The sequence below is a fragment of the Pseudomonas tohonis genome, assembly GCF_012767755.2.
Lineage (GTDB): Bacteria > Pseudomonadota > Gammaproteobacteria > Pseudomonadales > Pseudomonadaceae > Metapseudomonas > Metapseudomonas tohonis.
Map to the genome: position 1 here is coordinate 1,897,753 of NZ_AP023189.1, position 25,812 is coordinate 1,923,564.

The 25,812-nt window shown below is 66.9% G+C and carries 16 protein-coding genes; 8 read left to right on the plus strand and 8 right to left on the minus strand.

The features are described 5' to 3' along the window. Nucleotides 1-47 precede the first annotated feature (47 nt). The 3 genes from HSX14_RS08815 (at nt 48) to HSX14_RS08825 (ending at nt 5,095) form a co-directional block, all read left to right on the plus strand. Complete coding sequence (locus HSX14_RS08815) at nt 48-1,415, plus strand: DUF1329 domain-containing protein (protein WP_111259392.1); 1,368 nt, start codon at nt 48-50, stop codon at nt 1,413-1,415. A gap of 200 nt (nt 1,416-1,615) precedes the next feature. Next, nucleotides 1,616-2,701: a WD40/YVTN/BNR-like repeat-containing protein gene (locus HSX14_RS08820; protein ID WP_173173659.1), complete on the plus strand. Its 1,086-nt coding sequence runs from the start codon at nt 1,616-1,618 to the stop codon at nt 2,699-2,701. A gap of 18 nt (nt 2,702-2,719) precedes the next feature. Then, nucleotides 2,720-5,095 (plus strand): efflux RND transporter permease subunit, encoded by a 2,376-nt coding sequence (locus HSX14_RS08825; protein ID WP_173173661.1) that lies wholly within the window; start codon nt 2,720-2,722, stop codon nt 5,093-5,095. A gap of 350 nt (nt 5,096-5,445) precedes the next feature. On the opposite strand, the gene HSX14_RS08830 is transcribed toward HSX14_RS08825, so the two are convergent. The 6 genes from HSX14_RS08830 to HSX14_RS08855 are packed head-to-tail and all read right to left on the minus strand — an operon-like array spanning nt 5,446 to nt 12,226. Continuing rightward, nucleotides 5,446-7,086 carry a BatD family protein gene (locus HSX14_RS08830; RefSeq protein ID WP_173173663.1) on the minus strand — a complete coding sequence of 547 codons (1,641 nt, stop codon included), beginning with the start codon at nt 7,084-7,086 and terminating at the stop codon, nt 5,446-5,448. Then, a complete protein-coding gene (locus HSX14_RS08835) occupies nt 7,083-8,828 on the minus strand; it encodes a VWA domain-containing protein (RefSeq protein WP_173173665.1) in 1,746 nt (581 codons plus the stop codon). Before HSX14_RS08835 ends, HSX14_RS08830 begins: the two co-directional genes overlap by 4 nt. Continuing rightward, complete coding sequence (locus HSX14_RS08840) at nt 8,825-9,844, minus strand: vWA domain-containing protein (RefSeq protein WP_173173667.1); 1,020 nt, start codon at nt 9,842-9,844, stop codon at nt 8,825-8,827. The genes HSX14_RS08835 and HSX14_RS08840 overlap by 4 nt, the downstream gene beginning before the upstream one ends. Further along, complete coding sequence (locus HSX14_RS08845; RefSeq protein ID WP_173173669.1) at nt 9,837-10,331, minus strand: DUF4381 domain-containing protein; 495 nt, start codon at nt 10,329-10,331, stop codon at nt 9,837-9,839. Before HSX14_RS08845 ends, HSX14_RS08840 begins: the two co-directional genes overlap by 8 nt. Next, entirely contained in the window at nt 10,328-11,263 is a 936-nt protein-coding gene (locus HSX14_RS08850) for a DUF58 domain-containing protein (protein WP_173173671.1), read from the minus strand. The genes HSX14_RS08845 and HSX14_RS08850 overlap by 4 nt, the downstream gene beginning before the upstream one ends. Nucleotides 11,264-11,266: 3 nt before the next feature. Next, entirely contained in the window at nt 11,267-12,226 is a 960-nt protein-coding gene (locus HSX14_RS08855; protein WP_111259384.1) for an AAA family ATPase, read from the minus strand. A gap of 352 nt (nt 12,227-12,578) precedes the next feature. Here HSX14_RS08855 and HSX14_RS08860 point away from each other — a divergent pair, with 352 nt between their 5' ends. After that, nucleotides 12,579-17,444 (plus strand): NAD-glutamate dehydrogenase, encoded by a 4,866-nt coding sequence (locus HSX14_RS08860; protein WP_173173673.1) that lies wholly within the window; start codon nt 12,579-12,581, stop codon nt 17,442-17,444. Nucleotides 17,445-17,612: 168 nt separating this feature from the next. On the opposite strand, the gene HSX14_RS08865 is transcribed toward HSX14_RS08860, so the two are convergent. Continuing rightward, nucleotides 17,613-18,485 (minus strand): DUF6685 family protein, encoded by an 873-nt coding sequence (locus tag HSX14_RS08865; RefSeq protein ID WP_173173675.1) that lies wholly within the window; start codon nt 18,483-18,485, stop codon nt 17,613-17,615. 148 nt (nt 18,486-18,633) lie between these two features. Between HSX14_RS08865 and HSX14_RS08870 the strand changes: the two genes are divergently transcribed. Both HSX14_RS08870 and HSX14_RS08875 read left to right on the plus strand, forming a co-directional pair. Continuing rightward, the gene (locus HSX14_RS08870; RefSeq protein WP_111263998.1) at nt 18,634-18,855 is read left to right on the plus strand and encodes a DUF2835 domain-containing protein; all 222 of its coding nucleotides are present in this window, start codon (nt 18,634-18,636) and stop codon (nt 18,853-18,855) included. 53 nt (nt 18,856-18,908) lie between these two features. Then, complete coding sequence (locus HSX14_RS08875; RefSeq protein WP_111263997.1) at nt 18,909-19,934, plus strand: quinone-dependent dihydroorotate dehydrogenase; 1,026 nt, start codon at nt 18,909-18,911, stop codon at nt 19,932-19,934. 97 nt (nt 19,935-20,031) lie between these two features. Here the strand turns inward: HSX14_RS08875 and rmf are convergent, their stop codons facing one another. Further along, entirely contained in the window at nt 20,032-20,247 is a 216-nt protein-coding gene (rmf, locus tag HSX14_RS08880; protein WP_111263996.1) for a ribosome modulation factor, read from the minus strand. A 430-nt stretch (nt 20,248-20,677) separates the two neighbouring features. Between rmf and rlmKL the strand changes: the two genes are divergently transcribed. Next, nucleotides 20,678-22,864, plus strand: coding sequence for a bifunctional 23S rRNA (guanine(2069)-N(7))-methyltransferase RlmK/23S rRNA (guanine(2445)-N(2))-methyltransferase RlmL (rlmKL, locus tag HSX14_RS08885; protein WP_173173677.1), 2,187 nt, complete (start codon nt 20,678-20,680; stop codon nt 22,862-22,864). Between the two features lie 143 nt (nt 22,865-23,007). Further along, entirely contained in the window at nt 23,008-25,794 is a 2,787-nt protein-coding gene (locus HSX14_RS08890; protein WP_173173679.1) for a sensor domain-containing diguanylate cyclase, read from the plus strand. Nucleotides 25,795-25,812: the final 18 nt, after the last annotated feature.

The following is a 25,812-nucleotide window of genomic DNA, read 5'->3' on the forward strand; positions in this document are numbered from 1 at the left end:
GCGGGCACCTGCGGGTGCCCGCCGCTGAACCCTCACGGAGAACCAACATGCTGAAAAAGCTTTCGCTGGTTGGCGCGGCAGTCGCTTTTGCACTGTCCGCCGGTAGCGCACTGGCCGCGGTGTCGGCTCAGGAAGCCGCCAAACTGGGCACTAGCCTGACGCCCTTCGGTGCCGAGAAGGCCGGCAACGCCGCCGGCACCATCCCGGCCTGGACCGGTGGCATCACCCAGGCTCCGGCCGGCTACAAGCCGGGCCAGCACCATGTCGATCCGTTCCCGGAAGACAAGCCGCTGTACACCATCACCAAGGCGAACCTGGACCAGTACAAGGCCAATCTGACCCCGGGTCAGATCGCCCTGTTCAACGCCTACCCGACCACCTTCCAGATGCCGGTCTACCCGACCCGCCGCTCCGGTTCCGCGCCGCAGTGGGTGTATGACAACACCATCAAGAACGCCACCACCGCCAAGCTGCTGGACGGCGGCAACGGTTTCGCCGACGCCTACGGCGGCATCCCGTTCCCGATCCCGCAGAACGGCGTAGAGGCGCTGTGGAACCACATCGTCCGCTACCGCGGTTCCTACATCGTGCGTCGCGCCTCCGAAGTGGCCGTGCAGCGCAATGGCGACTACTCCCTGGTCACCTCGCAGCAGGAAGCCCTGTTCAAGTACTACAACCCGAAAGGTTCGTACGCCGACCTGAACAACATCCTGTTCTACTACCTGTCCTTCACCAAGAGCCCGGCCCGTCTGGCCGGTGGCGCCGTGCTGGTGCACGAGACCCTGGACCAGGTGAAGGAACCGCGTCAGGCCTGGGGCTACAACGCCGGCCAGCGTCGCGTACGCCGTGCGCCGAACCTGGCCTACGACACCCCGATCGCCGCCGCCGACGGCCTGCGTACCGCCGACGACACCGACATGTTCAACGGTGCTCCGGATCGCTACGACTGGAAACTGGTGGGCAAGAAGGAAATCTACATCCCGTACAACAACTACAAGGTCTCCAGCCCTGAAGTTAAGTACAAGGACCTGCTGCAGCCCGGCCACCTGAACCCGGCCGTCACCCGCAACGAACTGCACCGCGTGTGGGTCGTCGAGGGCACGCTGAAGTCCGGTGCCCGCCACATCTACTCCAAGCGCACCCTGTTCCTCGACGAGGACAGCTGGCAAGCCGCCGTGGTCGACCAGTACGACGGTCGTGGCGAGCTGTGGCGTGTATCGATGGCCTACCTGAAGAACTACTACGACCTGCCGACCACCTGGTCCGCACTGGACGTGTTCCATGACCTTCAGGCCCGTCGCTACCACGTGCAGAACCTGGACAACGAAGAGCCGACCACCATCGACTTCACCCAGGCTGTTCCGGACGACGGCTACTTCAAGCCTTCGGCACTGCGTCGCCGCGGTACCCGATAAACGCCTTGTAGCCTGACGAAAAGGCCGCTACAAACGTAGCGGCCTTTTTGCTATCAGGGCCCCTGATAAGGCCTCAATCACGCGGGTTTGCCTTAACAAAACATAACGTCCAGCCGATTGTCATGGCTTTCCAAAGCTGGATAGCATAGGCGGCCTGCCAAAAGGCAAGGTCCACCTATAACAATAAGGGGGAAAGGTGTATGAGTGAGCCCGTCCTGCGGCGCACCCAGTCCGGTCATGACGTGCAGTCCCTTGCGCAACCGGCGTTCCGCTTCCACTCGCCGCTGGCCAAAGCGCTCTCGCTGTTCAGTGTGCTCTCCGTCCTGACTCTCGGCGCCGCGCCCATCGCGCAAGCTGCCGAATCAGCACCCGTGTTCTCCATCGAATCGCCCAAGGCGGCCAGCAGCCTGCTGCTGGATATCGCCCATGCCGGCAAGCGCCTCGTCGCCGTCGGCGACCGTGGGCACATCCTCTATTCCGATGACGACGGCAAGACCTGGACCCAGGCCAAGGTGCCGACCCGCCAGATGCTGACCGCCGTCTACTTCGTCGACGACAAGAAGGGCTGGGCCGTCGGCCATGACGCACAGATCCTCGCCAGCGAGGACGGTGGCGCCACCTGGACCCAGCAGTTCGAGGACCTGGAGCGTGAGGCTCCGCTGCTCGACGTCTGGTTCAAGGATGCCAGCACCGGCTTCGCCGTCGGCTCCTACGGCGCCCTGCTGACCACCGAGGACGGTGGCAAGAACTGGGAAGACGTCAGCGACCGCCTGGACAACGAAGACCAGTACCACATCAACGCCATCACGGCGGTGAAGGACTCCGGCCTGTTCATCGTCGGTGAGATGGGCAGCATGTTCCGCTCGCCCGACTGGGGCCAGACCTGGGAGCGCCTCGAGGGCCCCTACGAGGGTTCCCTGTTCGGCGCCACCGGCACCAACGAGCCGGGCGTGGTCGTGGCCTATGGCCTGCGTGGGCACCTGTTCCGCTCCGCCGACTTCGGCAAGACCTGGGAAACCATCGCACTCAAGAATGCCCGTGGCGGCACCCTGGAGTTCGGTCTTTCCGGCGGCACCCTGCTCGATGACGGCACCCTGCTGGTGGTCGGCCATGGTGGCAGCGTCCTGAAGAGCACCGATGCCGGTCGCACCTTCAGCGTGGTCAACCGTTCCGATCGCCTGTCGCTGGCCAGCGCCACCGCAGATACCAAAGGCAACCTGATCCTGGTGGGACAGGGCGGAGCGCGTGTCGCCTCGCCGACTGGCGCCGAGCTGGGCCAACAATAACAAGCCGGGGGAGTTTCGATGAGTAACCATCACCAGGACAAGGCGACCTTCCTGGAACGCCTGATCTTCAACAACCGGCCGGCCGTGATCGTCATCTGCCTGCTGGTCAGCATCTTCCTCTTCTGGCAGGCCACCCAGGTGCGTCCGTCCACCAGCTTCGAGAAGATGATCCCGCTGCACCACCCCTTCATCCAGAAGATGATGGAGCACCGCAACGACCTGGCGAACCTGGGCAACACCGTGCGTATCTCGGTGGAAGCCAAGGACGGGGACATCTTCAGCAAGGAGTACATGGACACCCTGCGTCAGATCCACGACGAGGTGTTCTACATTCCCGGCGTCGACCGTTCCGGCCTGAAGTCCCTGTGGAGCCCCAGCGTGCGCTGGACCGAGGTCACCGAGGAAGGCTTCGCCGGCGGCGAGGTGATCCCGCAGACCTACGACGGTTCCGACGACAGCCTCGACGAGCTGCGCAACAACGTGCTCAAGTCCGGGCAGATCGGCCGCCTGGTGGCCAACAACTTCAAGTCCAGCATCGTCGATGTGCCGCTGCTCGAGTCCTACCCGGACCCGAACGACCAGGGCAAGCTGCTCAAGCTCGACTACCGCCAGTTCTCCCATGAACTGGAAGCCAAGATTCGCGACAAGTACCAGGCCCAGAACCCCAACGTTCAGGTCCACATCGTCGGCTTCGCCAAGAAGGTCGGTGACCTGATCGACGGCCTGATCATGGTCGTGGCCTTCTTCGGCATCGCCTTCCTCACCACCCTGGTGCTGCTGTACTGGTTCACCTGGTGTATCCGCAGCACCATCGCCGTGCTCTCCACCACCCTGGTGGCGGTGATCTGGCAGTTGGGCCTGATGCACTCGGTGGGCTTCGGTCTCGACCCCTACTCGATGCTGGTGCCCTTCCTGATCTTCGCCATCGGCATCTCCCACGGGGTGCAGAAGATCAACGGCATCGCCCTGCAATCGAGCGATGCGGACAACGCCCTGACGGCCGCGCGGCGTACCTTCCGCCAGCTGTTCCTGCCGGGCATGATCGCCATCCTGGCCGACGCCGTGGGCTTCATCACCCTGCTGATCATCGACATCGGCGTGATCCGCGAGCTGGCCATCGGCGCCTCCATCGGCGTGGCGGTGATCGTGTTCACCAACCTGATCCTGCTGCCGGTCGCCATCTCCTATGTCGGCATCAGCAAGAAGGCCATCGAGCGCAGCAAGAAGGACGCGACCCGCGAACACCCGTTCTGGCGCCTGCTGTCCAACTTCGCCCATCCGGTCGTTGCCCCGATCTCCGTGGTCGTCGCCCTGGCCGCCTTCGGTGGCGGCCTCTGGTACGGCCAGAACCTGAAGATCGGCGACCTCGACCAGGGCGCGCCGGAACTGCGTCCCGACTCGCGCTACAACAAGGACAACAACTTCATCATCAGCAACTACTCCACCAGCTCCGACGTGCTCGTGGTGATGGTCAAGACCGCGCCGGAAGGCTGCTCCACGCACGAAGCGCTGGCGCCGATCGACGAGCTGATGTGGACGATGGAAAACACCCAGGGCGTGCAATCCGCCATCTCGATGGTCACCGTGTCCAAGCAGGTGATCAAGGGGATGAACGAGGGCAACCTGAAGTGGGAAACCCTGTCGCGCAACCAGGACGTGCTGAACAACTCCATCAGCCGTGCCGATGGCCTGTACAACACCGACTGCTCCCTGGCGCCGGTGCTGGTGTTCCTCAACGACCACAAGGCCGAGACCCTGCAGCGCGCGGTCAAGGCGGTCGAGGGCTTCGCCAAGGAACACAACAAGGAAGGGCTGGAGTTCATGCTCGCCGCCGGTAACGCCGGCATCGAAGCGGCCACCAACGAGGTGATCGCCCAGTCCGAGCTGACCATCCTGATCCTGGTCTACATCTGCGTGGCGGTGATGTGCCTGATCACCTTCCGCTCCATCGCAGCGACCATCTGCATCGTGCTGCCGCTGATCCTCACCTCGGTGCTGGGCAACGCGCTGATGGCCTTCCTCGGCATCGGAGTGAAAGTGGCGACGCTGCCGGTCGTGGCGTTGGGCGTGGGTATCGGTGTCGACTACGGCATCTACATCTACAGCCGCCTGGAAAGCTTCCTGCGTGCCGGCCTGCCGCTGCAGGAGGCGTACTACCAGACGCTGAAGTCCACCGGCAAGGCGGTGCTCTTCACCGGCCTGTGCCTGGCCATCGGCGTGGCGACCTGGATGTTCTCGGCGATCAAGTTCCAGGCCGACATGGGCCTGATGCTGACCTTCATGTTCATCGTCAACATGTTCGGTGCGCTCTGGCTGCTGCCTGCCCTGGCACGCTTCCTGATCCGCCCCGAGAAGCTGGCGGGCAAGACCGGCGGCTCGCTGCTGGCCCACTAAGCCTCAAGGCAATGAAGAAACCGCGGCCCAGGCCGCGGTTTTTTTATGGGCGATCAACTACCCGCAACTCACGCGCACAAACCTGTAGGGGCGACTTCAGTCGCCTAGCAACTCAATGGGTGGCCACCCTAAAGCCTGTGCACCTGGCACCGTAGAGACCACATCTGGGGCGTTGGTGGGTCGGGTGCAACCCGACAGGGTTCGGCAGGAGGCTCCAGCGGGTTCCATCCGCCTTACACCGCAAGCACGTCCTCACCCTGTAGCCCGAACTTCATTCCTGGGGCGGCCACGCCTTTCCCGCGTTGACGCACGGGCCGCGAAGCCGCACCCGGGTTCTGGTCGGGTGCGGATCAGCGCGGATAGAGCGGCGGCAGCCCGCTTTCGCCAGCAGCCTGCTGCTGGACCTGCGGGGTTGGCAGGGCGCGGATGGCCTTCCACAGCTCCTCGCCCTGCCAGTGCTGGCCGCTCTCGCTGTAGAGGGCGCCGTTGAGGCCATCCATGGCGTCGGACAGCGGCACGAAGCGTGCGGCCATGTCCGCCAGGGTTTCCGGTTGTTGCCGCGCCCAGGCGTCCAGGGCCTGGCGCGTGGCGTGGGGATCGTTGGCCAGGCAGGCGCGCTTGAGGTCGTCCAGCAGGGTGCGCGGGCTGGGGCCGGTCTGCGCGGTGGGCAGGATCGCCGGTTGCCGGCGGGCGTGCCACCACAGGCCGAAGCCCAGCAGCGTGGTCAGGGCCAGCAGCAGCGTGGCGAGCTTCCAGGGCCACAGAAGCGGGCCCTCGACCACGCGCTGGGCGTCATTGGCGCTTTCCACCGGTGCTTCCGGTTCGAGTGCGGGGTTGTTGGCCACTTCCAGGGTGCGCCCCGGCAGCTGGCTGCGTTCCAGGTGATCCTCGCGGGTGTTCCACCAGACCACTTCAACCGGCGGCAATTCGATGCGCCCGCTGGTGGTGGGCACCAATGCCTCGCGTTCCTCGCGGCTGCCGAGCACGCCGCGCTCGCTGGCCTGGTTGGAGAGCTGCGGCTGGTCGGGATAACGGCGCAGGCCCGGTGCATGGGTGGCGGGCAGGGCGGGCAGCTGGGCGCTGGCCAGGCCCTCGACCTTGACCATCAGGCTGCGGGTCAGCGAGTCGCCGACCTGGGCCTTGTCCGGCTCCGGGTTCCAGGCCTCGGCCAGGGTCAGGTTGCGTGCCGGCAGCCAGGGTGCATCGGCGGGGTACTCGGCCGGCTTGGCCTTCACCGTCAGCGGGATTTCCGGCGAGCTGACCCGTGTCAGGCGACCCGGGCGTGGGCCGAAGGGCTGGTAGTCGTTCTGCCCGGAGCGCTCCACCAGGGTCGCGCTGAACACCTGGGCAGGGATGCTCAGTTGTCCGCTCTTCTGCGGGAAGATCGCGTAGCGCAGCTCGATCACGCCGTGGCGTATGCCGTTGATCTCCTTCTCGTAGGTGCGCGGCTCGCCCAGTTGCTCGATGCGCGCATCGGCCATCTGCAGCGGCGTCAGGCTGCTGTCGTCGTACAGCGATACGGAGTGGTAGATGCGCAGGGTGAGGATGGTCTGCGCCTGCACGTAGACGCTTTCCTCGTCCAGGCTGGCGTCGATGAACACCGGGGCGAGCTTGCTGTTGCCGGCGGCGTTGTCGCTCTTCTGGATGTGCAGGGTGATCGGCCGGGTCTCGGCCTCGCCCAGGCGCAGCGGCGGGATCACCACGAAACCGCTCTGCTTCGGCTGCAGGGTTACGATCCAGCGCGTGGCGCGGTCGTCCTGGCCGTTGAGCGTACTGATGCGGTTGATCTGGCGGGTGCCGAGCACCTCGAAGAGCGACTCCAGCGGCTTGAGGTCGGGCTTGCCGAACAGCGTCGGGTCGGAAGACTCCAGGATCAGCTCCACCGTCTCGCCCTCGCTGAGGCGCGCGCGGTCGACGCTGGCGGTGAAGCCCGCCGCGCTGGCGGTGCAGGCCAGCAGGCTGAGGAGGAGGGCGCAGAGGAGGCGCATCATTCTTGGTTTTCCTGGCGGCGTTGCTGTTCGTACCAAAACTTGCGGCGCAGCAGTTCGGCGGGGTCGTCGGGAATCTGCCGCAGCCATTGCTCCAGGGACTGGCGGCGCTCATCGCCCAGGGGCTCGGCCTTGCCGGGTGTGTCCGCGGTTTGCTGCTGGCCCTCGGGCTTCTGCCCGGGCTCGGCCGGCTGCTCCTGCGTACCGGCCTGCTGGCCCGGCGGCTTGCCTTCTTCGGGCGGTGTGGCGGAAGCGCCTTCGGCGCTCTGCTGCTCGTCCTTGTCCTCGCTTTTCTCCGGGTCGCCACCCTGGCCGGCGGAGGGTTGCTCCTGGGGCTGCTGCTGGCCCTGCTGGCCGTCCTGCGGCTGTTGCGATTGCTGCTGCTTCTGCTGTTGCAGCAGCTGTTCCACCAGCGCCTTGTTCTTCAGCGCCGGCTGCAGGTCCGGTTCACGCTCGAGGGCTGATTCGTAGGCGTCCAGGGCGGCTTCCAGCTGGCCGGCCTTGGCCAGCGCGTTGCCACGGTTGTAGTGGTCGGCGGCGCTGTCGCCACCGGCGAAACGTTCGGCGGCTTCGGCGTGCTTGCCGGCCTCGTAGAGCGCATAGCCCTGCCAGCGTGGGTCCTCGAAGCGACGGGCCGCCTCGGCGCACTGCCGGGCTTCCAGCAGGCGCTGGCCCTGCTGGTCGGGTCGCAACCACAGGTCCTCCGGCTCGAAGGCCAGGGCAGGGCGGGGTAGTACGAAAAACAGCGGCAGGCAGAAGATCCAGCCCCGGCGCCCGGCGCAGGCGGCGATCAGCAGCAGCGGCAGCAGCAGCCAGTGGCCCTGGTCGGCCCAGGCTTCCAGCCGTGTGGTTTCACCGCTTTCGCGCAGGGGCCGGGCACCGCCGAGCAGGTCCAGGTTGCGCAGGTCGCGCTCGTCGACGCGGGCGGTGGCGTATCTGCCCCCCAGGCTGCTGGCGAAGCGCTTGAGGCTGGGGGCGTCCAGGCGCGGCAGGAGGATGGCGCCCTGGGCGTCCTTGATGAAGCCACCGTTCTCCTGGGCGATGGGGGCGCCTTGGGACGTGCCGATACCGAGGATGCTCAGGCGTTCGCTCTTCGAGCCGAGCGCCTGGCGGATGCCGTTGCGTTCCTCCTCGCTCAGGCTGCTGGTGATCAGCAGCAGGCGGCCCTGGCCCTGGGCACCCTGCTTGAGCAGTGCGAGGGCCTTTTCCACGGCGAGGTCGGCGCGCTGGCCGGGCTCCGGCATGATCGATGGCTTGAGCGCCTCCAGCAGGTTGCCGGTGGTCATCAGGTCGTCCGAAAGCGGCACCAGGCTGTGGGCGCTGCCGGCATACAGGACGATGGCGGTCTGCGCATCGTGGCGGGCTTCCAGCAGGTCGCGCAGCTTGCGCTTGGCCTGCTCCAGGCGCGTGGGCGGCACGTCGGAGGCGAGCATCGAGGGGGTCAGTTCGAGGATCACCACCAGCGGGTCCGCACGTTTCTGCGTGCTTTGCTCCACCCGCTGCCAACTGGGGCCGATCAGTGCCAGCAGGCCCAGGCTCCAGGCCAGGCCGAGGGCGATCCAGGGCAGGCGGTTGTTGCGTTCGCGGCCACCGCCCAGCAGCCAGGGCTGGAAGGCTATGGGCAGCAGTTGCTGCCAGCGTCCGCTGCGGCGCTCGCGGTGCCAGAGCTGCCAGATCAGCCAGGCCAGCAGCGGCAGCATGAGCAGCCAGAGCGGGCGCGACCAGTGCGGCCAGAGTTCGCTCATGGGCGTCTCCTCAGCCACTGCGGCCGTTGCTGCAGGGCATGGGGCCACAGCTCGCGGCTGATCAGCAGCAGGCTCAGCAAGAGGGCGGCGCCCAGCGGCCAGCAATACAGCGCCAAGGCGGGGCGGGCCTGGCTGGGCAGCTGCGAGACAGGCTCCAGCTGGTCAAGCGAGCGCTCGATCTCCTCCAGCTCCTTGCTGGAGCGGGCGCGGAAGTAGCGGCCACCGGTCTGCTCGGCGATGCGGCGCAGGGTCGGCTCGTCCAGGTCCAGGCCGGGGTTGAGGCCGAACATGCCGAGCACGCCGCCCTGTTCCGGGTCGGCGCCGATGCCGATGGTGTAGATCTTCACCTGTTCCTCGGCGGCGAGGCGGGCGGCGGTGAGCGGCTCGATCTCGCCGCCGGTGTTGGCGCCATCGGTGACCAGCACCAGCACGCGGCTGTTGGCCGGGCGCTGGCGCAGGCGCTTCACCGCCAGGCCGATGGCGTCGCCGATGGCGGTGTTCTTGCCGGCGATGCCGATCAGCGCCTCGTCGAGCCAGACGTGCACGGTCTGCCGGTCGAAGGTCAGCGGCGCCTGCAGGTAGGCCTGGCTGCCGAAGAGGATCAGGCCGATGCGGTCGCCGATGCGGCCGTCGATGAATTCACCCATCAGGTGCTGCACCAGGGTCAGGCGGCTGACTTCCTTGCCGTCGAGTTCCATGTCGGCGTAGTCCATGGAGCCGGACACATCCACCGCCACCAGCAGGTCGCGGCCGCTGGCCGGCAGGGGTTGCGGCTCGCCCACCCATTCCGGGCGCGCGGCGGCGCAGAGCAACAGCAGCCAGAGCAGGATGAACGGCGCCTGCTGGCGCCAGGCCGGCAGGTTGGCGCGGGCACGGCGGCCGGCGAGGGCCTCCAGCTCGCCGAGGAAGCTCACCTTGAGCGCCGCCTCGCCGCTGTCGGCCGGCGGCAGCAGCACGCGCAGCAGCCAGGGCAGCGGCGCGAGCAGGAAGATCCAGGGCCAGGCGAGCTCAAACATGTTTGCGGATCCAGGTGTCGACCGCCTGGGACAGGCCCTCGATGGCCTTGTCGTCGAGCTTGCACTCGGGGCGGTAGGCGCCTTCCACCAGCACCATCCAGCGGGTCAGGCCGGCGGCGGGGCAGCGGTTGTCCAGGTAGGCCAGCCAGGCACGGCCGCTGAGGGTGAGGCTGTGGTCGTTGGGATAGTGCAGGCGGCACAGGCGCTTGAGCAGGCCGTTGAGCTGCTGCAACCAGGGGCCTGCGGGCGCGCCGTCGTAGGGCTTGCGCAGTTGGGCGAGTTCCCGGAGGGCGGCTTCGCGCATGGGCTCCAGGGGCTGCTCCGCCCGCTCGCCGCGTTGCCGGCGAGGCAGGCGATGGCGCAGGCGCCAGAGGCCCCAGAGCAATAGCGGCAGCAGCGCCGCCAGCACCCACCAGCCCGGCGCGGGTGGCCACCAGGGCACGGCGGCGGGGGCGATCAGCGGCTCCAGCTGGTCGAGCGGGTTCATCGCTTGCCACCGCGGTGCTGCAGATGGTCACGCAACTGCTCGACCATACCGGCCTGGGTGCTCAGGGGCAGCAGCAGCACGCCCAGGCGCTGGGCCAGGCGCTGCCAGCGTGCCTTGCGGGCGTCGCCCTGGTCGCGATAGGCCTGGCGCAGCTCGGGGTTGTGGGTGTCCAGCTCCAGCCTGGCGCCCAGCTCGGTGAAGCGCAGCAGCCCGGCGGCGGGCAGCGCGTGGTCGAGCGGATCGGAGAGCGGCAGGAGGATCAGGTCGGTGTGGCGGGCGAGCAGGGCGAGTTGCTGCTCCGAGGTGTCGGACAGGGTGCGCTCGTCACAGAGGATCACCACCAGGCTGCCGGGGCGCAGCACTTCGCGGGCGCGGCGCAGGGCCAGGCTGAAGCCTTCGCGGGTGGCGCCCTGCTGGCCGCCGAGTGCCTGGTTGGTGCGCACCAGGCGGTTGAGCAGTTGCAGCAGGCTCTGCTTGCTGCGCCGGGGCTTGATCTCGTGGTGCTCGCTGTCGCTGAAGACCAGGCCGCCGATGCGGTCGTTGTGGCCCAGGGCGGCCCAGCCGATGAGGCTGGCGGCGTGGGCGGCGAGCACCGACTTGAACATCTGCCCGGAGCCGAAGAACAGCCGCTGGCTCTGCTCGACCATGATGAACACCGGGCGTTCGCGCTCTTCGTGGAACAGCTTGGTGTGAGGCTCCTGGGTGCGCGCGGTGACGCGCCAGTCGATGGTGCGCACGTCGTCACCGGGCTGGTAGACGCGCACCTGGTCGAAGTCGACGCCGCGCCCGCGCAGCTTGGAATGGTGCAGGCCGATGAGCGGGCTGCGTCGCGAGGGCGTGGAGAACAGCTGCACCTCGCGGACGCGGTGACGCATGTCGATCAGCTCGGCGAGGCTGACCTTGATGCCGGTCGGGGCGGCTGGGCTGTCCATGGGTCAGGCGACGGCGACCACATCGAGGATGCGCTGGATCACCCGGTCCTGGTCGATGCCGGCGGCCTCCGCCTCGAAGGAGAGGATCAGGCGGTGGCGCAGGGCGTCGAAGAGCACGGCCTGGATGTCCTCGGGGCTGACGAAGTCGCGCCCGGCCATCCAGGCATGCGCACGTGCGCAGCGGTCCAGGGCGATGGAGCCGCGCGGGCTGGAGCCGTAGGCCAGCCACTCGGCCAGCTCGCTGTCGAACTTGGCCGGGGTGCGCGTGGCCATCACCAGCTGCACCAGGTACTCCTCCACGGCGTCGGCCATGTACAGGCCGAGGATTTCCTTGCGCGCGGCGAAGATCGCCTGCTGGCTGACCTGGTGCTCGGGGCGTGTCTCGCCGTTGAGGGCGACGCCACGGGCCTGCTGGAGGATCTTGCGTTCCACCGAGGCCTCGGGGAAGCCGATCTTCACGTGCATCAGGAAGCGGTCGAGCTGGGCCTCGGGCAGCGGGTAGGTGCCTTCCTGCTCGATGGGGTTCTGCGTCGCCATCACCAGAAACAGCGGTGGCAGGTCGTAGGTGGAACGACCGATGGAGACCTGGCGCTCGGCCATGGCTTCGAGCAGCGCCGACTGCACCTTGGCCGGCGCGCGGTTGATCTCGTCGGCGAGCACCAGGTTGTGGAAGATCGGCCCCTGCTGGAACACGAAGCTGCCGGTTTCCGGGCGATAGATCTCGGTGCCAGTGATGTCGGCGGGCAACAGGTCGGGGGTGAACTGGATGCGATGGAACTCGGCTTCCACGCCTTCGGCCAGGTCCTTGATCGCCTTGGTCTTGGCCAGGCCGGGCGCCCCTTCCACCAGCAGGTGGCCATCGGCGAGCAGGGCGATCAGCAGGCGGTCGATGAGCTTTTCCTGACCGAGAATCTGGGTGGACAGGTACTGGCGCAGGGCGATCAGTGCTTCGCGGTGTTCCATCGTTGGACTCGCTCGGAATGGACGGGGGAAGCGGAAGCCTCCGGGGTGGCGCAGTACTTTAATCCAGAGTGGGGCCACCGGCCTAGGCGGCGTGCCGACGCGCTGAGGATTTCGTCACGGGGCGCGTGCAAGGGGCGGGCAGCGGACCAGTATTGACCGAATATGTCGCGCCTCGAAAAGCCTGCGCGATGCCGCCCTCGCTAAGCTCTTGCGCAACGGTGACTGTCCGGTCCGACCCATGCCCGGCGCGTCATCCGACCGTCACACTGCCCAATGAACCTGTGACCCCATCACCGCGCAATAAGCGTTCTACGCTTACACCCCAACAATACGAGCCAAGCGGAGCACAACCATGGCGTTCTTCACCGCGGCCAGCAAAGCCGACTTCCAGCACCAACTGCAAGCGGCCCTGGCGCAGCACGTCAGCGAACAGGCCTTGCCACAAGTAGCCCTGTTCGCCGAACAATTCTTCGGCATCATCGCCCTCGACGAACTCACCCAGCGGCGCCTGTCCGACCTGGTGGGCTGCACCCTGTCGTCGTGGCGGATGCTGGAACGCTTCGACCCGGCCAAGCCGCAGGTGCGCGCCTTCAACCCCGACTACGAAAAGCACGGCTGGCAATCCACCCACACCGCAGTGGAAGTGCTGCACCCCGACATCCCCTTCCTGGTGGACTCGGTGCGCATGGAGCTGAACCGCCGCGGCTACAACATCCATACGCTGCAGAACAGCGTGCTCAGCGTGCGCCGCAACAAGAAGGGCGAGCTCGCCGAAGTGCTGCCCAAGGGCACCCAGGGCAAGGACGTGCAGCAGGAATCGCTGATGTTCCTGGAGATCGATCGCATCGCCGCGCCCGCCGCCCTCAAGGCCCTGGAGAAGGCCATCGAGGAGATGCTCGGCGAGGTGCGCATCGCCGTCGCCGACTTCCAGCCCATGACCGCCAAGGCCCGCGACCTGCTGGCCTGGCTGGACAAGGCCAAGCTGAAGGTGGACAAGGCCGAGCTGGCCGAGATCAAGGTCTTCATGAACTGGTTGCTGGACAACCACTTCACCTTCCTCGGCTACGAGGAGTTCACCGTGGTGGACGAGGGCGAGGCCGGCGGTCACCTGGTCTATGACGAGAAGTCCCTGCTCGGTGTCTCGCGCCTGCGCCGCACCGGCCTCAGCGCCGCGGACCTGCACGTCGAGAAGGAGGCCGTCGACTACCTGCGCGGCCCGGTGCTGCTGTCCTTCGCCAAGGCCGCCGAGCCGAGCCGTGTGCACCGCCCGGCCTACCCGGATTTCGTTTCCATCCGCGAGCTGGACGCCAAGGGGCGCGTGGTCAAGGAATGCCGCTTCATGGGCCTGTACACCTCTGCGGTGTATGCCGAGAGCGTGACCGAGATCCCCTTCATCCGCGGCAAGGTCGCCGAGATCCAGCGCCGCTCCGGCTTCGACCCCCGTGCCCACCTCGGCAAGGAACTGGGCCAGGTGCTGGAAGTGCTGCCCCGCGACGACCTGTTCCAGACCCCGGTGGACGACCTGTTCTCCACCGCCATGGCCATCGTGCAGATGCAGGAACGCAACAAGATCCGCCTGTTCCTGCGCCGCGACCCCTACGGGCGTTTCGCCTATGCGCTGGCTTACGTGCCGCGCGACGTCTATTCCACCGAGACGCGCCTGAAGATCCAGCAGATCCTCATGGACCGCCTGCAGGCCAGCGACTGCGAGTTCTGGACCTTCTTCTCCGAATCCGTGCTGGCGCGCGTGCAGTTCATCCTGCGCCTGGACCCGAAGAACAAGGCCGTGGTCGACCCGGTGCGCCTGGAGAAGGAAGTGATCCAGGCCTGCCGTTCCTGGAAGGACGACTACGCCAGCCTGGTCAACGAAAGCTTCGGCGAAGCCCAGGGCACCCGTGTGCTGGCCGACTTCCCGAAAGGCTTCCCCGCCGGCTACCGCGAGCGCTTCGCCCCGCACTCGGCCGTGGTCGACATGCAGCACCTCAACAGCCTCTCCGACGAGCGCCAGCTGGTGATGAGCTTCTACCAGCCGCTGACCCAGGGCGAGCAGCTGCTGCACTGCAAGCTGTACCACGCCGACACGCCGCTGCCGCTGTCCGACGTCCTGCCGATCCTGGAGAACCTCGGCCTGCGCGTGCTCGGCGAGTTCCCCTATCGCCTGCACCGCCAGGACGGCCGCGAGTTCTGGATCCACGACTTCGCCTTCACCAGTGCCTCGGGCCAGGAAGTCGACATCCAGCAGCTCAACGACACCCTGCAGGACGCCTTCATCCACATCGTCAGCGGTGACGCCGAGAACGACGCCTTCAACCGCCTGGTGCTGACCGCCTCCATGCCCTGGCGCGACGTGGCGCTGCTGCGCGCCTATGCCCGCTACCTGAAGCAGATCCGCCTGGGCTTCGACCTGTCCTACATCGCCAGCACGCTGCTGAACCATGTGGACATCGCCAAGGAGCTGGTGCGTCTGTTCAAGACCCGCTTCTACCTGGCCCGCAAGCTCACCGCCGAGGACCTGGAAGACAAGCAGCAGAAGCTCGAACAGGCCATCCTCGGCGAGCTGGACAACGTCGCCGTGCTCAACGAGGACCGCATCCTGCGGCGCTACCTCGACCTGATCAAGGCGACCCTGCGCACCAACTTCTACCAGCCCGATGCCAACGGCCAGAACAAGGGCTACTTCAGCTTCAAGCTGAGCCCGCGGCTGATCCCCGACATCCCGCGCCCGGTGCCCAAGTTCGAGATCTTCGTCTACTGCCCGCGCGTCGAGGGCGTGCACCTACGCTTCGGCGACGTCGCCCGTGGCGGCCTGCGCTGGTCCGACCGCGAGGAAGACTTCCGCACCGAGGTGCTGGGCCTGGTCAAGGCGCAGCAGGTGAAGAACGCGGTGATCGTGCCCATGGGCGCCAAGGGTGGCTTCATCCCCCGGCGCCTGCCGGTGGGCGGCAGCCGTGACGACATCCAGGCCGAGGCCATCGCCTGCTACCGCATCTTCATCAGCGGCCTGCTGGACGTCACCGACAACCTCAAGGAAGGCCAGGTGGTACCGCCGGCCAACGTGGTGCGCCACGACGCCGATGACCCCTACCTGGTGGTGGCGGCCGACAAGGGCACCGCGACCTTCTCCGACATCGCCAACGGCATCGCCCTGGAATACGGCTTCTGGCTGGGCGACGCCTTCGCTTCCGGCGGCTCCGCCGGCTACGACCACAAGGGCATGGGCATCACCGCCAAGGGCGGCTGGGTCTCGGTGCAGCGCCACTTCCGCGAGCGCGGCATCGACGTGCAGAAGGACAACGTCACCGTGATCGGCATCGGCGACATGGCCGGCGACGTATTCGGCAACGGCCTGCTGCTGTCGGAAACGCTGCAGCTGGTGGCGGCCTTCAACCACATGCACATCTTCATCGACCCGAACCCGGACGCGGCCAGCAGCTTCGTCGAGCGCAAGCGCCTGTTCGACCTGCCGCGTTCCTCCTGGGCCGACTACGACGCCAAGCTGATCTCCGCCGGCGGCGGCATCTTCCTGCGCAGCGCCAAGAGCATCGCCATCAGCCCGGAAATGAAGGAACGCTTCGACATCCGTGCCGACAAGCTGACCCCCACCGAACTGCTCAACGCCCTGCTCAAGGCACCGGTCGACCTGCTGTGGAACGGCGGCATCGGCACCTACGTGAAGTCGAGCAAGGAGTCCCACGCCGATGTCGGCGACAAGGCCAACGACGCCCTGCGCGTGGACGGTCGCGAGCTGCGTGCCAAGGTGGTGGGCGAGGGTGGCAACCTCGGCATGACCCAGCTCGGCCGCGTCGAATACGGCCTCAACGGCGGCGCCAGCAACACCGACTTCATCGACAACGCCGGTGGCGTGGACTGCTCCGACCACGAGGTGAACATCAAGATCCTCCTGGGCGAGATCGTCGCGGCCGGCGACATGACCGGCAAGCAACGCAACAAGCTGCTGGCGGACATGACCGACGCGGTGGGCAGCCTGGTGCTGGGCAACAACTACAAGCAGACCCAGGCGCTGTCCCTGGCGCAACGCCGCGCGCGCGAGCGCATCGGTGAATACAAGCGCCTGATCGCCGCGCTGGAGGGCGCCGGCAAGCTGGACCGCGCGCTGGAATTCCTGCCCGGTGACGAGGAGCTCAACGAGCGCGCCGCCAACGGCCAGGGGCTGACCCGGCCGGAGCTGTCGGTGCTGATCTCCTATAGCAAGATCGACCTCAAGGAATCGCTGCTCAAGTCCCTGGTACCGGACGACGACTACCTCGCCCGCGAGATGGAGACCGCCTTCCCGCCGCTGCTGGCGAGCAAGTTCGGCGAGGCCATGCGCCGCCACCGCCTGAAGCGCGAGATCATCAGCACCCAGATCGCCAACGACCTGGTCAACCACATGGGCATCACCTTCGTGCAGCGCCTGAAGGAGTCCACCGGCATGAGCGCGGCCAACGTCGCCGGTGCCTACGTGGTGGTGCGCGATGTGTTCCGCCTGCCGCACTGGTGGAAGCAGATCGAGTCGCTGGATTACAAGGTGCCCGCCGAACTGCAGCTGACCCTGATGGACGAGCTGATGCGCCTTGGCCGTCGCGCCACCCGCTGGTTCCTGCGCAGCCGCCGCGAAGACCAGAACGCCGCCCGTGACGTCGGCCACTTCGGCCCACGCGTGGCCGAGCTGGCCGGCCGCCTGGACGAGCTGCTGGAGGGCCCGGCCCGCGAGCAGTGGCTGGCCCGCTACCAGGCCTACGTCGAGGCCGGCGCACCGGAGGAACTGGCCCGCGTGGTGGCCGGCACCAGCCACCTGTACACGCTGCTGCCGATCATCGAGGCCTCGGACGTCACCGGCAAGGACACGGCCGAAGTGGCGGCCGCCTACTTCGCCGTCGGTGGCGCGCTGGACCTGTCCTGGTACCTGCAGCAGATCACCGGCCTGCCGGTGGAGAGCAACTGGCAGGCGCTGGCGCGCGAAGCCTTCCGTGACGACCTCGACTGGCAACAGCGGGCGATCACCGTTTCGCTGCTGCAGATGGTCGATGCCCCGGTCGACATGGACGAGCGCGTGGCCCTGTGGCTGGAACAGCACCGTCCGCTGGTGGAGCGCTGGAAGGTGATGCTCACCGAACTGCGCGCCGCCACCGGCACCGACTACGCCATGTATGCCGTGGCCAACCGCGAGCTGATGGACCTGGCCCAGAGCGGCCAGCATGGGGTCAAGACCTCCTGAGCCATCGTTCGCTGAAAGGTTGAATGTGCTCTAGCCCCGCCTCGGCGGGGCTTTTTTTTGCCTGGTTTCCGGTGGCGGAACCAAGGGGCACGCCCTCGGAGCGTCCCCCTGGCAGCGAATTGGCTCGCGAAGGGATGGATTGCCAGCGGACGGATGAGGAGGAGGGAATCAGCTCAGGGACGCGAGGTAGCGCACCACATCGGCGGCGCCGGCCAGGCGCAGGCCTTCGCCAAGGGCGGTGGCCTCGGGGTGGTCCTTTGGCAGCAGCAGGAGTTCGGGGGCGCCGCTGTTCTTCAGCAAGGCGAGGCGGGCATAGGGGATGCCACCGTCGAGCAGCAGGCCCATGAAGGCCGGGTCGCTCCATGCCTGCACCGGCATGGCCAGTACGTGGTAGTGGGCGTCCAGCTCGGCGAGGCCCGCGGGGTTGAGACGGTAGGTGGCGAGTTCGGCCGGCAGGCTGATTTCCAGCTCGCGGCGGCGTGCGTAGGCGATGGCGGCGGCAAAAGCTTCCAGATGGTGGGTGCCGCTCCAGAAAACACGTTTGCCGTGCCAGCTGGACTGGCACAGGCTGATCCGTTCGCCGGCCAGGAAACGTGGTAGTGGCAGGCTGATGGCCTTGACGAAATCCTTGTAGCTGATGATGCGCACGCTACGGCAGGCCGGCGTCGCGGCGAATTCCTCGAAGCTGGGGCAACTGGGCATCGCGCCCTCGGTGCCGCAGAACCCATCGATCAGGCGCAGGTCGAAATTGGTGAGTTCGCGTTGCTCCAGTTCAACCACTCGGATCAGCACCGCGTGGGCCTGGGCCTTGTCTTCCTGTACCGGGCCGGAGAGCGCGTTGCGCGGGAGGTCCACCAGGCGCTGCAGGGGCGGGCCGTTCTGCCACCAGATATCGGCGGCCGGGGGCTTCAACTGCTGGAACGGCAAGCGCAGCTGGCTCGCGCTTTCCAGCAGGCGGGGCGCACGTCCTCCCAGGCCGAGGCGTTGCGCGAGGGCGGCCAGGCGTGAGGAAAGAGAGGATGGGGACGACTGCGAACTCATGGCCAGACTAGGACTCCCAGGTCACGAGTGGCAGTGTGGCAGAGGTCGGGCGAGGCTGCACGGCTTTGCCCGCCAATGCGTCCGTACCTGGCGTCCACTGGGGGCGCGGAACGATACTGTTGTTCATTTCAACCAAGAGGATGCCTCCATGCCCAGCCTGGTGCTGGATATCTCCCTGACCGCCGAGCGCTTTCTCGCGGTCTACCAGGGCCACGCCAACCGAGTGATGTTGCGCAGCCGCGACGGGCGCAAGGTTAGCCTGCCTGCACATCATTTGCGGCCTTTTCTGACCCATGATGGCATTCATGGTTCATTCGAGCTGGAATTCGATCCCTCCGGCTCGCTGCTGGCGTTACGTCGCCTCGCCTGAGGCGGGGCTGGCAGCTATAATCGCCGGCCCATCCCGCCGATCGATACCCGCCCATGTACACCCTGGCCCGCGAGCTGCTGTTCAAACTGTCCCCGGAAACCTCCCACGAGCTGTCCATCGACCTGATCGGCGCCGGTGGCCGCCTGGGCCTCAACGGCTTGCTGACCAAGGCGCCGGCCAGCCTGCCGGTGAAGGTCATGGGGCTGGAGTTCCCCAATCCCGTCGGCCTCGCCGCCGGCCTGGACAAGAACGGCGACGCCATCGACGGCTTCGCCCAGTTGGGCTTCGGTTTCGTCGAGATCGGTACCGTGACGCCGCGCCCGCAGCCGGGCAACCCCAAGCCGCGTCTCTTCCGCCTGCCCGAGGCCGAGGCGATCATCAATCGCATGGGCTTCAACAACCATGGCGTCGATCACCTGCTGGCCCGGGTTCGCGCGGCGAAGTTCAAGGGCGTGCTGGGCATCAACATCGGCAAGAACTTCGACACCCCGGTCGAGCGCGCGGTGGACGACTACCTGATCTGCCTGGACAAGGTCTACGCCCATGCCAGCTACGTGACGGTCAACGTCAGCTCGCCCAATACTCCCGGCCTGCGCAGCCTGCAGTTCGGCGACTCGCTCAAGCAGTTGCTCGAAGCCCTGCGCCTGCGCCAGGAAGACCTCGCCGTCCAGCATGGCCGTCGTGTGCCGCTGGCGATCAAGATCGCCCCGGACATGAGCGACGAGGAAACCGCCCTGGTGGCCGGTGCGTTGCGGGAGTCGGGCATGGACGCGGTGATCGCCACCAACACCACCCTCGGCCGCGAAGGCGTCGAGGGGCTGGAATATGGCGACGAGGCGGGTGGCCTGTCAGGTGCGCCGGTACGTGACAAGAGCACCCATACCGTCAAGGTGCTGGCTGGCGAGTTGGGCGGTCGCCTGCCGATCATCGCCGTGGGCGGGATCACCGAAGGCCGCCACGCGGCTGAGAAGATCGCTGCCGGTGCGAGCCTGGTGCAGATATATTCGGGCTTCATCTACAAGGGCCCGGCGCTGATCCGCGAGTCGGTGGATGCCATCGCCGCGTTGCCGAAGCGCTGATAGCGGACAAATAAAAAGGGCTCCCTCTAGGGAGCCCCTGGGCTTGCGCCCGCCGCCCGGATGGGGCGTGCTTGGTGAAATCGTGTGATCCGTGGTGTCAGCCGACGGCGTGAAGTTCGTTCAGTCGATGAATGCCGGCCGTGCCGGTGAGGCCATCCCAATTGTCGCCGCGACCCTCACGCCAGCCGTTGATCCAGGCTTGACGGGTGGTGGGATGGGTGAAAGGACAGAGATCGCGGGATTTGCCATGAATGCCGTGCTGATAACCGCGCAGGAATGCTCGTTCCATCGGATCACGCTTAAGTCTTCTCATAGGGTGTAGCCCTCATTTGTTGACTGTTATGTCCATCGGTCCCAAGTCGGGAACCCGGCAGAAAATGCTCTGCCACTGAAGAGCAGTTGCCGGCGTGACTGCCCTTCATCCGCTACCGTTGCGGCAGCGGATTAAGCTGAGTTCTAACCGTTGCCCCGAGGCATTGGAATGATCGTTTTGTCATAAGGACGTAACGAGAATGGCTTCCGGACCATAAGCTGTAGGAGCTTCGGACGGGGCATGAACGGCCCAGGCCTGATGGGATGGGGCCTTGGGAAACCCATGATGTCGCGGTGCTATGGGGCAACGCAGATGAGAATGGGAATTTTCTTATCCGACGAAGGGCCGTTTTGCGACCTTTAGTCACATATTCATGACCGCACGGAGACGCATCCGTGCCGCTGATCAGCCGCAAGGCACTGGAATTACCATGTCGGATGTCTTCGAACTCTTCCTTACCTGCCCGAAAAGCCTGGAGGGCCTGTTGCTGGACGAAGCCACCGGGCTTGGCCTCGCCGAGGCGCGCGAGCAGGTGGCCGCCATCCGTGGCCGGGGTGACCTGGAAACCGCCTATCGCCTGTGCCTCTGGTCGCGCCTGGCCAACCGCGTGCTGCTGGTGCTCAAGCGTTTCCCGGTGCAGAACGCCGACGACCTCTATCAGGGCGTGCTGGAGGTGGACTGGCACGACCACCTGTCGCCCACCGGCAGCCTGGCAGTGGAGTTCAGTGGCCATGGCTCGGGTATCGACAACACCCATTTCGGCGCCCTCAAGGTCAAGGACGCCATCGTCGACAAGCTGCGCACCGCCAATGGCGAGCGCCCCTCGATCGACAAGGTCAGCCCCGACCTGCGCATCCATCTGCGCCTGGAGAAGGGCGAGGCGATCCTCTCCCTCGACCTCGCCGGGCACAGCCTGCACCAGCGCGGCTACCGCCTGCAGCAAGGGGCCGCGCCGCTGAAGGAGAACCTCGCCGCCGCCATCCTGCTGCGTGCCGGCTGGCCACGCATCGCCGCCGAGGAGGGCGCCCTGGCCGACCCCATGTGCGGGGTGGGGACCTTCCTGGTTGAGGCCGCGATGATGGCGGCCGACATCGCTCCCAACCTCAAGCGTGAGCGCTGGGGGTTCTCCAACTGGCAGGGCCACGTGCCGGCCCTGTGGAAGAAGCTGCACGAGGAAGCCCAGGCGCGTGCGGATGCGGGCCTGGCCCGGCCGCCCCTGTGGATCCGTGGCTACGAGGCCGACCCGCGCCTGATCCAGCCCGGGCGCAACAACATCGAGCGTGCGGGCCTCTCCGACTGGGTGAAGATCTACCAGGGCGAACTGGCCACTTTCGAACCGCGCCCGGACCAGAACCAGAAGGGCCTGGTCATCAGCAACCCCCCCTACGGCGAGCGCCTGGGCGACGAGGCCAGCCTGCTGTATCTCTACCAGAACCTTGGCGAGCGCCTTCGCCAGGCCTGCATGGGCTGGGAGGCGGCGGTGTTCACCGGCGCGCCGGAGCTGGGCAAGCGCATGGGCATCCGCAGCCACAAGCAGTACGCCTTCTGGAACGGCGCGCTGCCCTGCAAGTTGCTGCTGATCAAGGTGCTGCCCGACCAGTTCGTCACCGGCTCGCGTCGCCCGGAGGCCGCTGCCGAGCCACAGGCGGGCGCCATGCCTGCGCCGGAGCAGGCGCGCCTGTCCGAGGGCGGGCAGATGTTCGCCAACCGCCTGCAGAAGAACCTCAAGCAACTGGGCAAGTGGGCCAAGCGCGAAGGCGTGCAGTGCTACCGCCTGTATGACGCCGACATGCCCGAGTACGCGCTGGCCATCGACCTCTATGGCGACCGCGTGCACGTGCAGGAATACGCACCGCCGCGCTCCATCGACCCGGAGAAGGCCCAGGCCCGCCTGCTGGACGCCCTGGCGGCCATCCCGCAGGCGCTGGGGGTCGACCCGGCAAACGTCGTGGTCAAGCGTCGCGAGCGCCAGACCGGCACCCGCCAGTACGAGCGCCAGGGCGCACAGGGGCAGTTCCTCGAAGTGGCCGAGGGAGGCGTCAAGCTGCTGGTCAATCTCACCGACTACCTGGATACCGGCCTGTTCCTCGACCACCGTGCCATGCGCCTGCGCATCCAGCGCGAGGCCGCCGGCAAGCGCTTCCTCAACCTGTTCTGCTACACCGCCACCGCCAGCGTGCATGCCGCCAAGGGTGGTGCGCGCAGCACCACCAGCGTCGACCTGTCGAAGACCTACCTGGATTGGGCGCGGCGCAACCTGTCCCTCAACGGCTTCTCCGACAAGCAGAAGCTGGAGCAGGGCGACGTGATGGCGTGGCTGGCAGAGGGCCGCGGCGAGTACGAGCTGATCTTCATCGACCCGCCGACCTTCTCCAACTCCAAGCGCATGGAAGGCGTGTTCGATGTGCAGCGCGACCACGTGCAGCTGCTGGACCTGGCCATGGCCCGCCTGGCGCCGGGCGGGGTGCTGTATTTCTCCAACAACTTCCGCAAGTTCCAACTGGACGAGAGCCTGTCCCAGCGTTACCAGGTGAGCGAGATCAGTGCCGAGACCCTCGACCCGGATTTCGCCCGTAACCCGAAGATCCACCGCGCCTGGAAATTCGCCGCCCGCTGACGCGCAGACCCGGCATTGGAGGGCGGCGCAAGCCGTCCGTCAGGCGGAAAGGGGGTTGCGGGGCGCCGCATCGGCAAAGTGCCAGCATCTTGGCTAGGTTGTGATCACAGGGATCGTCCCTCATCACCACCTCCGAGGTGAGCATGCAGTCGCTCGTCCAGGGACCGTCCTCCCTGTTTTCCCGCCTGCCCTCCGGTCGTGGCCTGCTCCTGCTGGCCTGCGCCCTGGTGCTGGTCGGCGGCCTCGCCACGACCCTGCTGCTGGCCGCCACCATGTACAGCTCCGAGCGCGTGCAGCTTCGCGAGCGCTTCGTGCAGGTCGCCACCGAACGCCTCAGCCGGGTGCAGGAGCGCCTGGGCGACCAGCTCAAGCAACTGGACGCCCTGCGGCGCTTCTTCAACAACTCCAGCAGCGTCAGCCGCAGCGAATTCCATGGTTTCGTCGAGCCGCTGCTGAGCGACACCCTGGCCTACAGCTGGGTGCCGCGGGTCGCCGGAAGCGAGCGCGGCGCGTATGAAGCCGAGGCCCGTGCCGATGGCCTGGAGCACTTTCGCTTCCACGAGCTGGATGGCAAGGGCGAGACCATCGCCAGCCCGCCTCGCGACTACTACCTGCCGGTGTACTACAGCGTCTCCAACCAGGCCGGACGCATTCCCCTTGGGCTCGACCTCGCCTCCTTGCCGACGCGCCTGGCACTGCTGGAAAAGGCCCGCGCCGGGCGCCGGACAGTGGTTTCCGGGCAGCTGAAACTGCTCGGCCTGGCTGCGGGCGACGGCAAGGGCATCCTCGTGGTGGCCCCGGTGTTCGGCAGGGCCGGCGACCCGGCCGACGTGTTGCGCGGCTTCGTGATCAGTGTCATCGACCTGCGCCAGGAACTGGAGGCCGGCATCCCTGGGGAGGTGCTGGACAACGTGGCCATGCGGGTGACCGACACCACCGATGCGGCCCATCCGCAGACGCTCTACCAGAGCGAGGCCGTCGCCGCCGATGGCGAGCTGACCCTGGCGCGCGACATCGTCTTCGCCGACCGCACCTACCGCCTCGAACTGAGCGCCAGCGACCACTTCATCCACACCAACCGGACCGGCGTCTGGTACCTGGTGGTCGCCACCGGCGGGCTGATCACCCTGCTCCTGGCGGCGTACCTGATGCTGCTGATCAACCAGCGCCAGCGCGCCTTGCGCCTGGTGGCCGAACGCACCCGTGAATTGCGCGAGCGGGAGCTCGAACTGAAGCTCAGCGAGGAACGCTGGGGCTTCGCCCTGGACAGCGCGGGCCATGGCGTCTGGGACTGGCAGCTGGAGGCGGGGACGGTGTTCTACTCGCCGGCGTGGAAGCACATGCTCGGCTATGGCGCGGATGAGGTGGCGGACGAGCTGGACCTGTGCCTGCGCCTCCAGCACCCGGAAGACGCCCCGGCGGTCGATGCGGCCCTGCAGCGTCATCTGCGCGGCGAGGTGCCGATCTACCAGAGCGAGCACCGCATGCGGCGCAAGGACGGTTCCTGGGTGTGGATACTCGACCGCGGCAAGGTGGTGGAGTGGAATCCCGATGGCTCGCCCCGGCGCATGATCGGCACCCAGACCGACATCAGCGCCAGCAAGGCGGCCGAGCTGCAGCTGGCGCTGGCCCACGGTCAGCTGCGCGGGGTGCTGGACGCCGCCACCCAGGTGTCGATCATCGCCACCGACGTCGATGGCTTCGTCCTCCAGTTCAACGTCGGTGCCGAACGCATGCTCGGCTACAGCGCCGACGAAATGCTCGGCAAGCGACCCCGCATGCTGCACCTGGAATCGGAGATCCAGGCGCGCTGCGAAGCCCTGTCGAAGCGGCTGTCACGGCCCATCCGCGACTTCCATCACTACGTGGTCGAGGTGACCGCCGGCGACTGCTACGACGAACACGAGTGGACCTACGTGCGCAAGGACGGCAGCCACCTCACCGGCAACCTGATCCTCACCGAGGTGCGCGACCAGAACGACGCGCTCATCGGCTACCTGGGCATTGCCGTCGACGTCACCGATCGCAAGCGCGTGCAGGCGGCGCTGGAAGACCGTGATCGCCTGCTGCAGAAGCTCAGTGCGCAGGTGCCCGGTGCCATCTACCAGTACCAGCTGTACCCCGATGGCCGGCACCTCTTCCCCTACGTCAGCGCCGGTGTGCGCGACATCCTCGAAGTGGAGCCGGAGCAGGTGAACACCGATGCCTCGCTGGCCTTCACCCGCCTGCACCCCGAGGACCTGGAGCGGATCTACGCCAGCATCCTGCATTCGGCCAAGGCCATGCAGACCTGGCGCGAGGACTTCCGCGTGCTGCTGCCGCGCCAGGGCCTGCGCTGGTTGCGTGGCGAGTCCGAACCCGAGCGCATGGCGGATGGCAGCGTGCTCTGGCACGGCTACATCACCGACGTCACCGGGCACAAGCTGGTGGAACAGGAGCTGCGCGCGCTGTCGATCACCGATGCCCTGACGGGGGTCTACAACCGGCGGCATTTCCAGGAGCGACTGGAGAACGAGATCGCCCGTGCCCAGCGTCGCGAGGGGCCGCTGGCCGTGGTGATGCTGGATGTCGACCATTTCAAGCAGGTCAACGACCTGCATGGCCATGAGGCAGGTGACCGTGTGTTGCGACAGTTGTGCCAGCGTCTCGGCGCCCGCCTGCGGCGTATCGATGTCCTCTGCCGGTTGGGCGGGGAGGAGTTCATCGTGCTCTGCCCGGACACCAACCTGGAGCAGGCGCACACGCTGGCCGAGGCGTTGTGGCAATCCCTGCTGCGCGAGGAGATGCCCGGCGTCGGCGTGGTCACCGCCAGCTTCGGTTGCGCCAGCTGGCGCGAGGGCGAGACGGCCGATGCCTTGCTGCGGCGCGTGGATTCGGCGGTCTATGCCGCCAAGCAGGGCGGGCGTAACCAGGTGCGGGACGCGGAATGACCCACCGCCCTTTCCGGA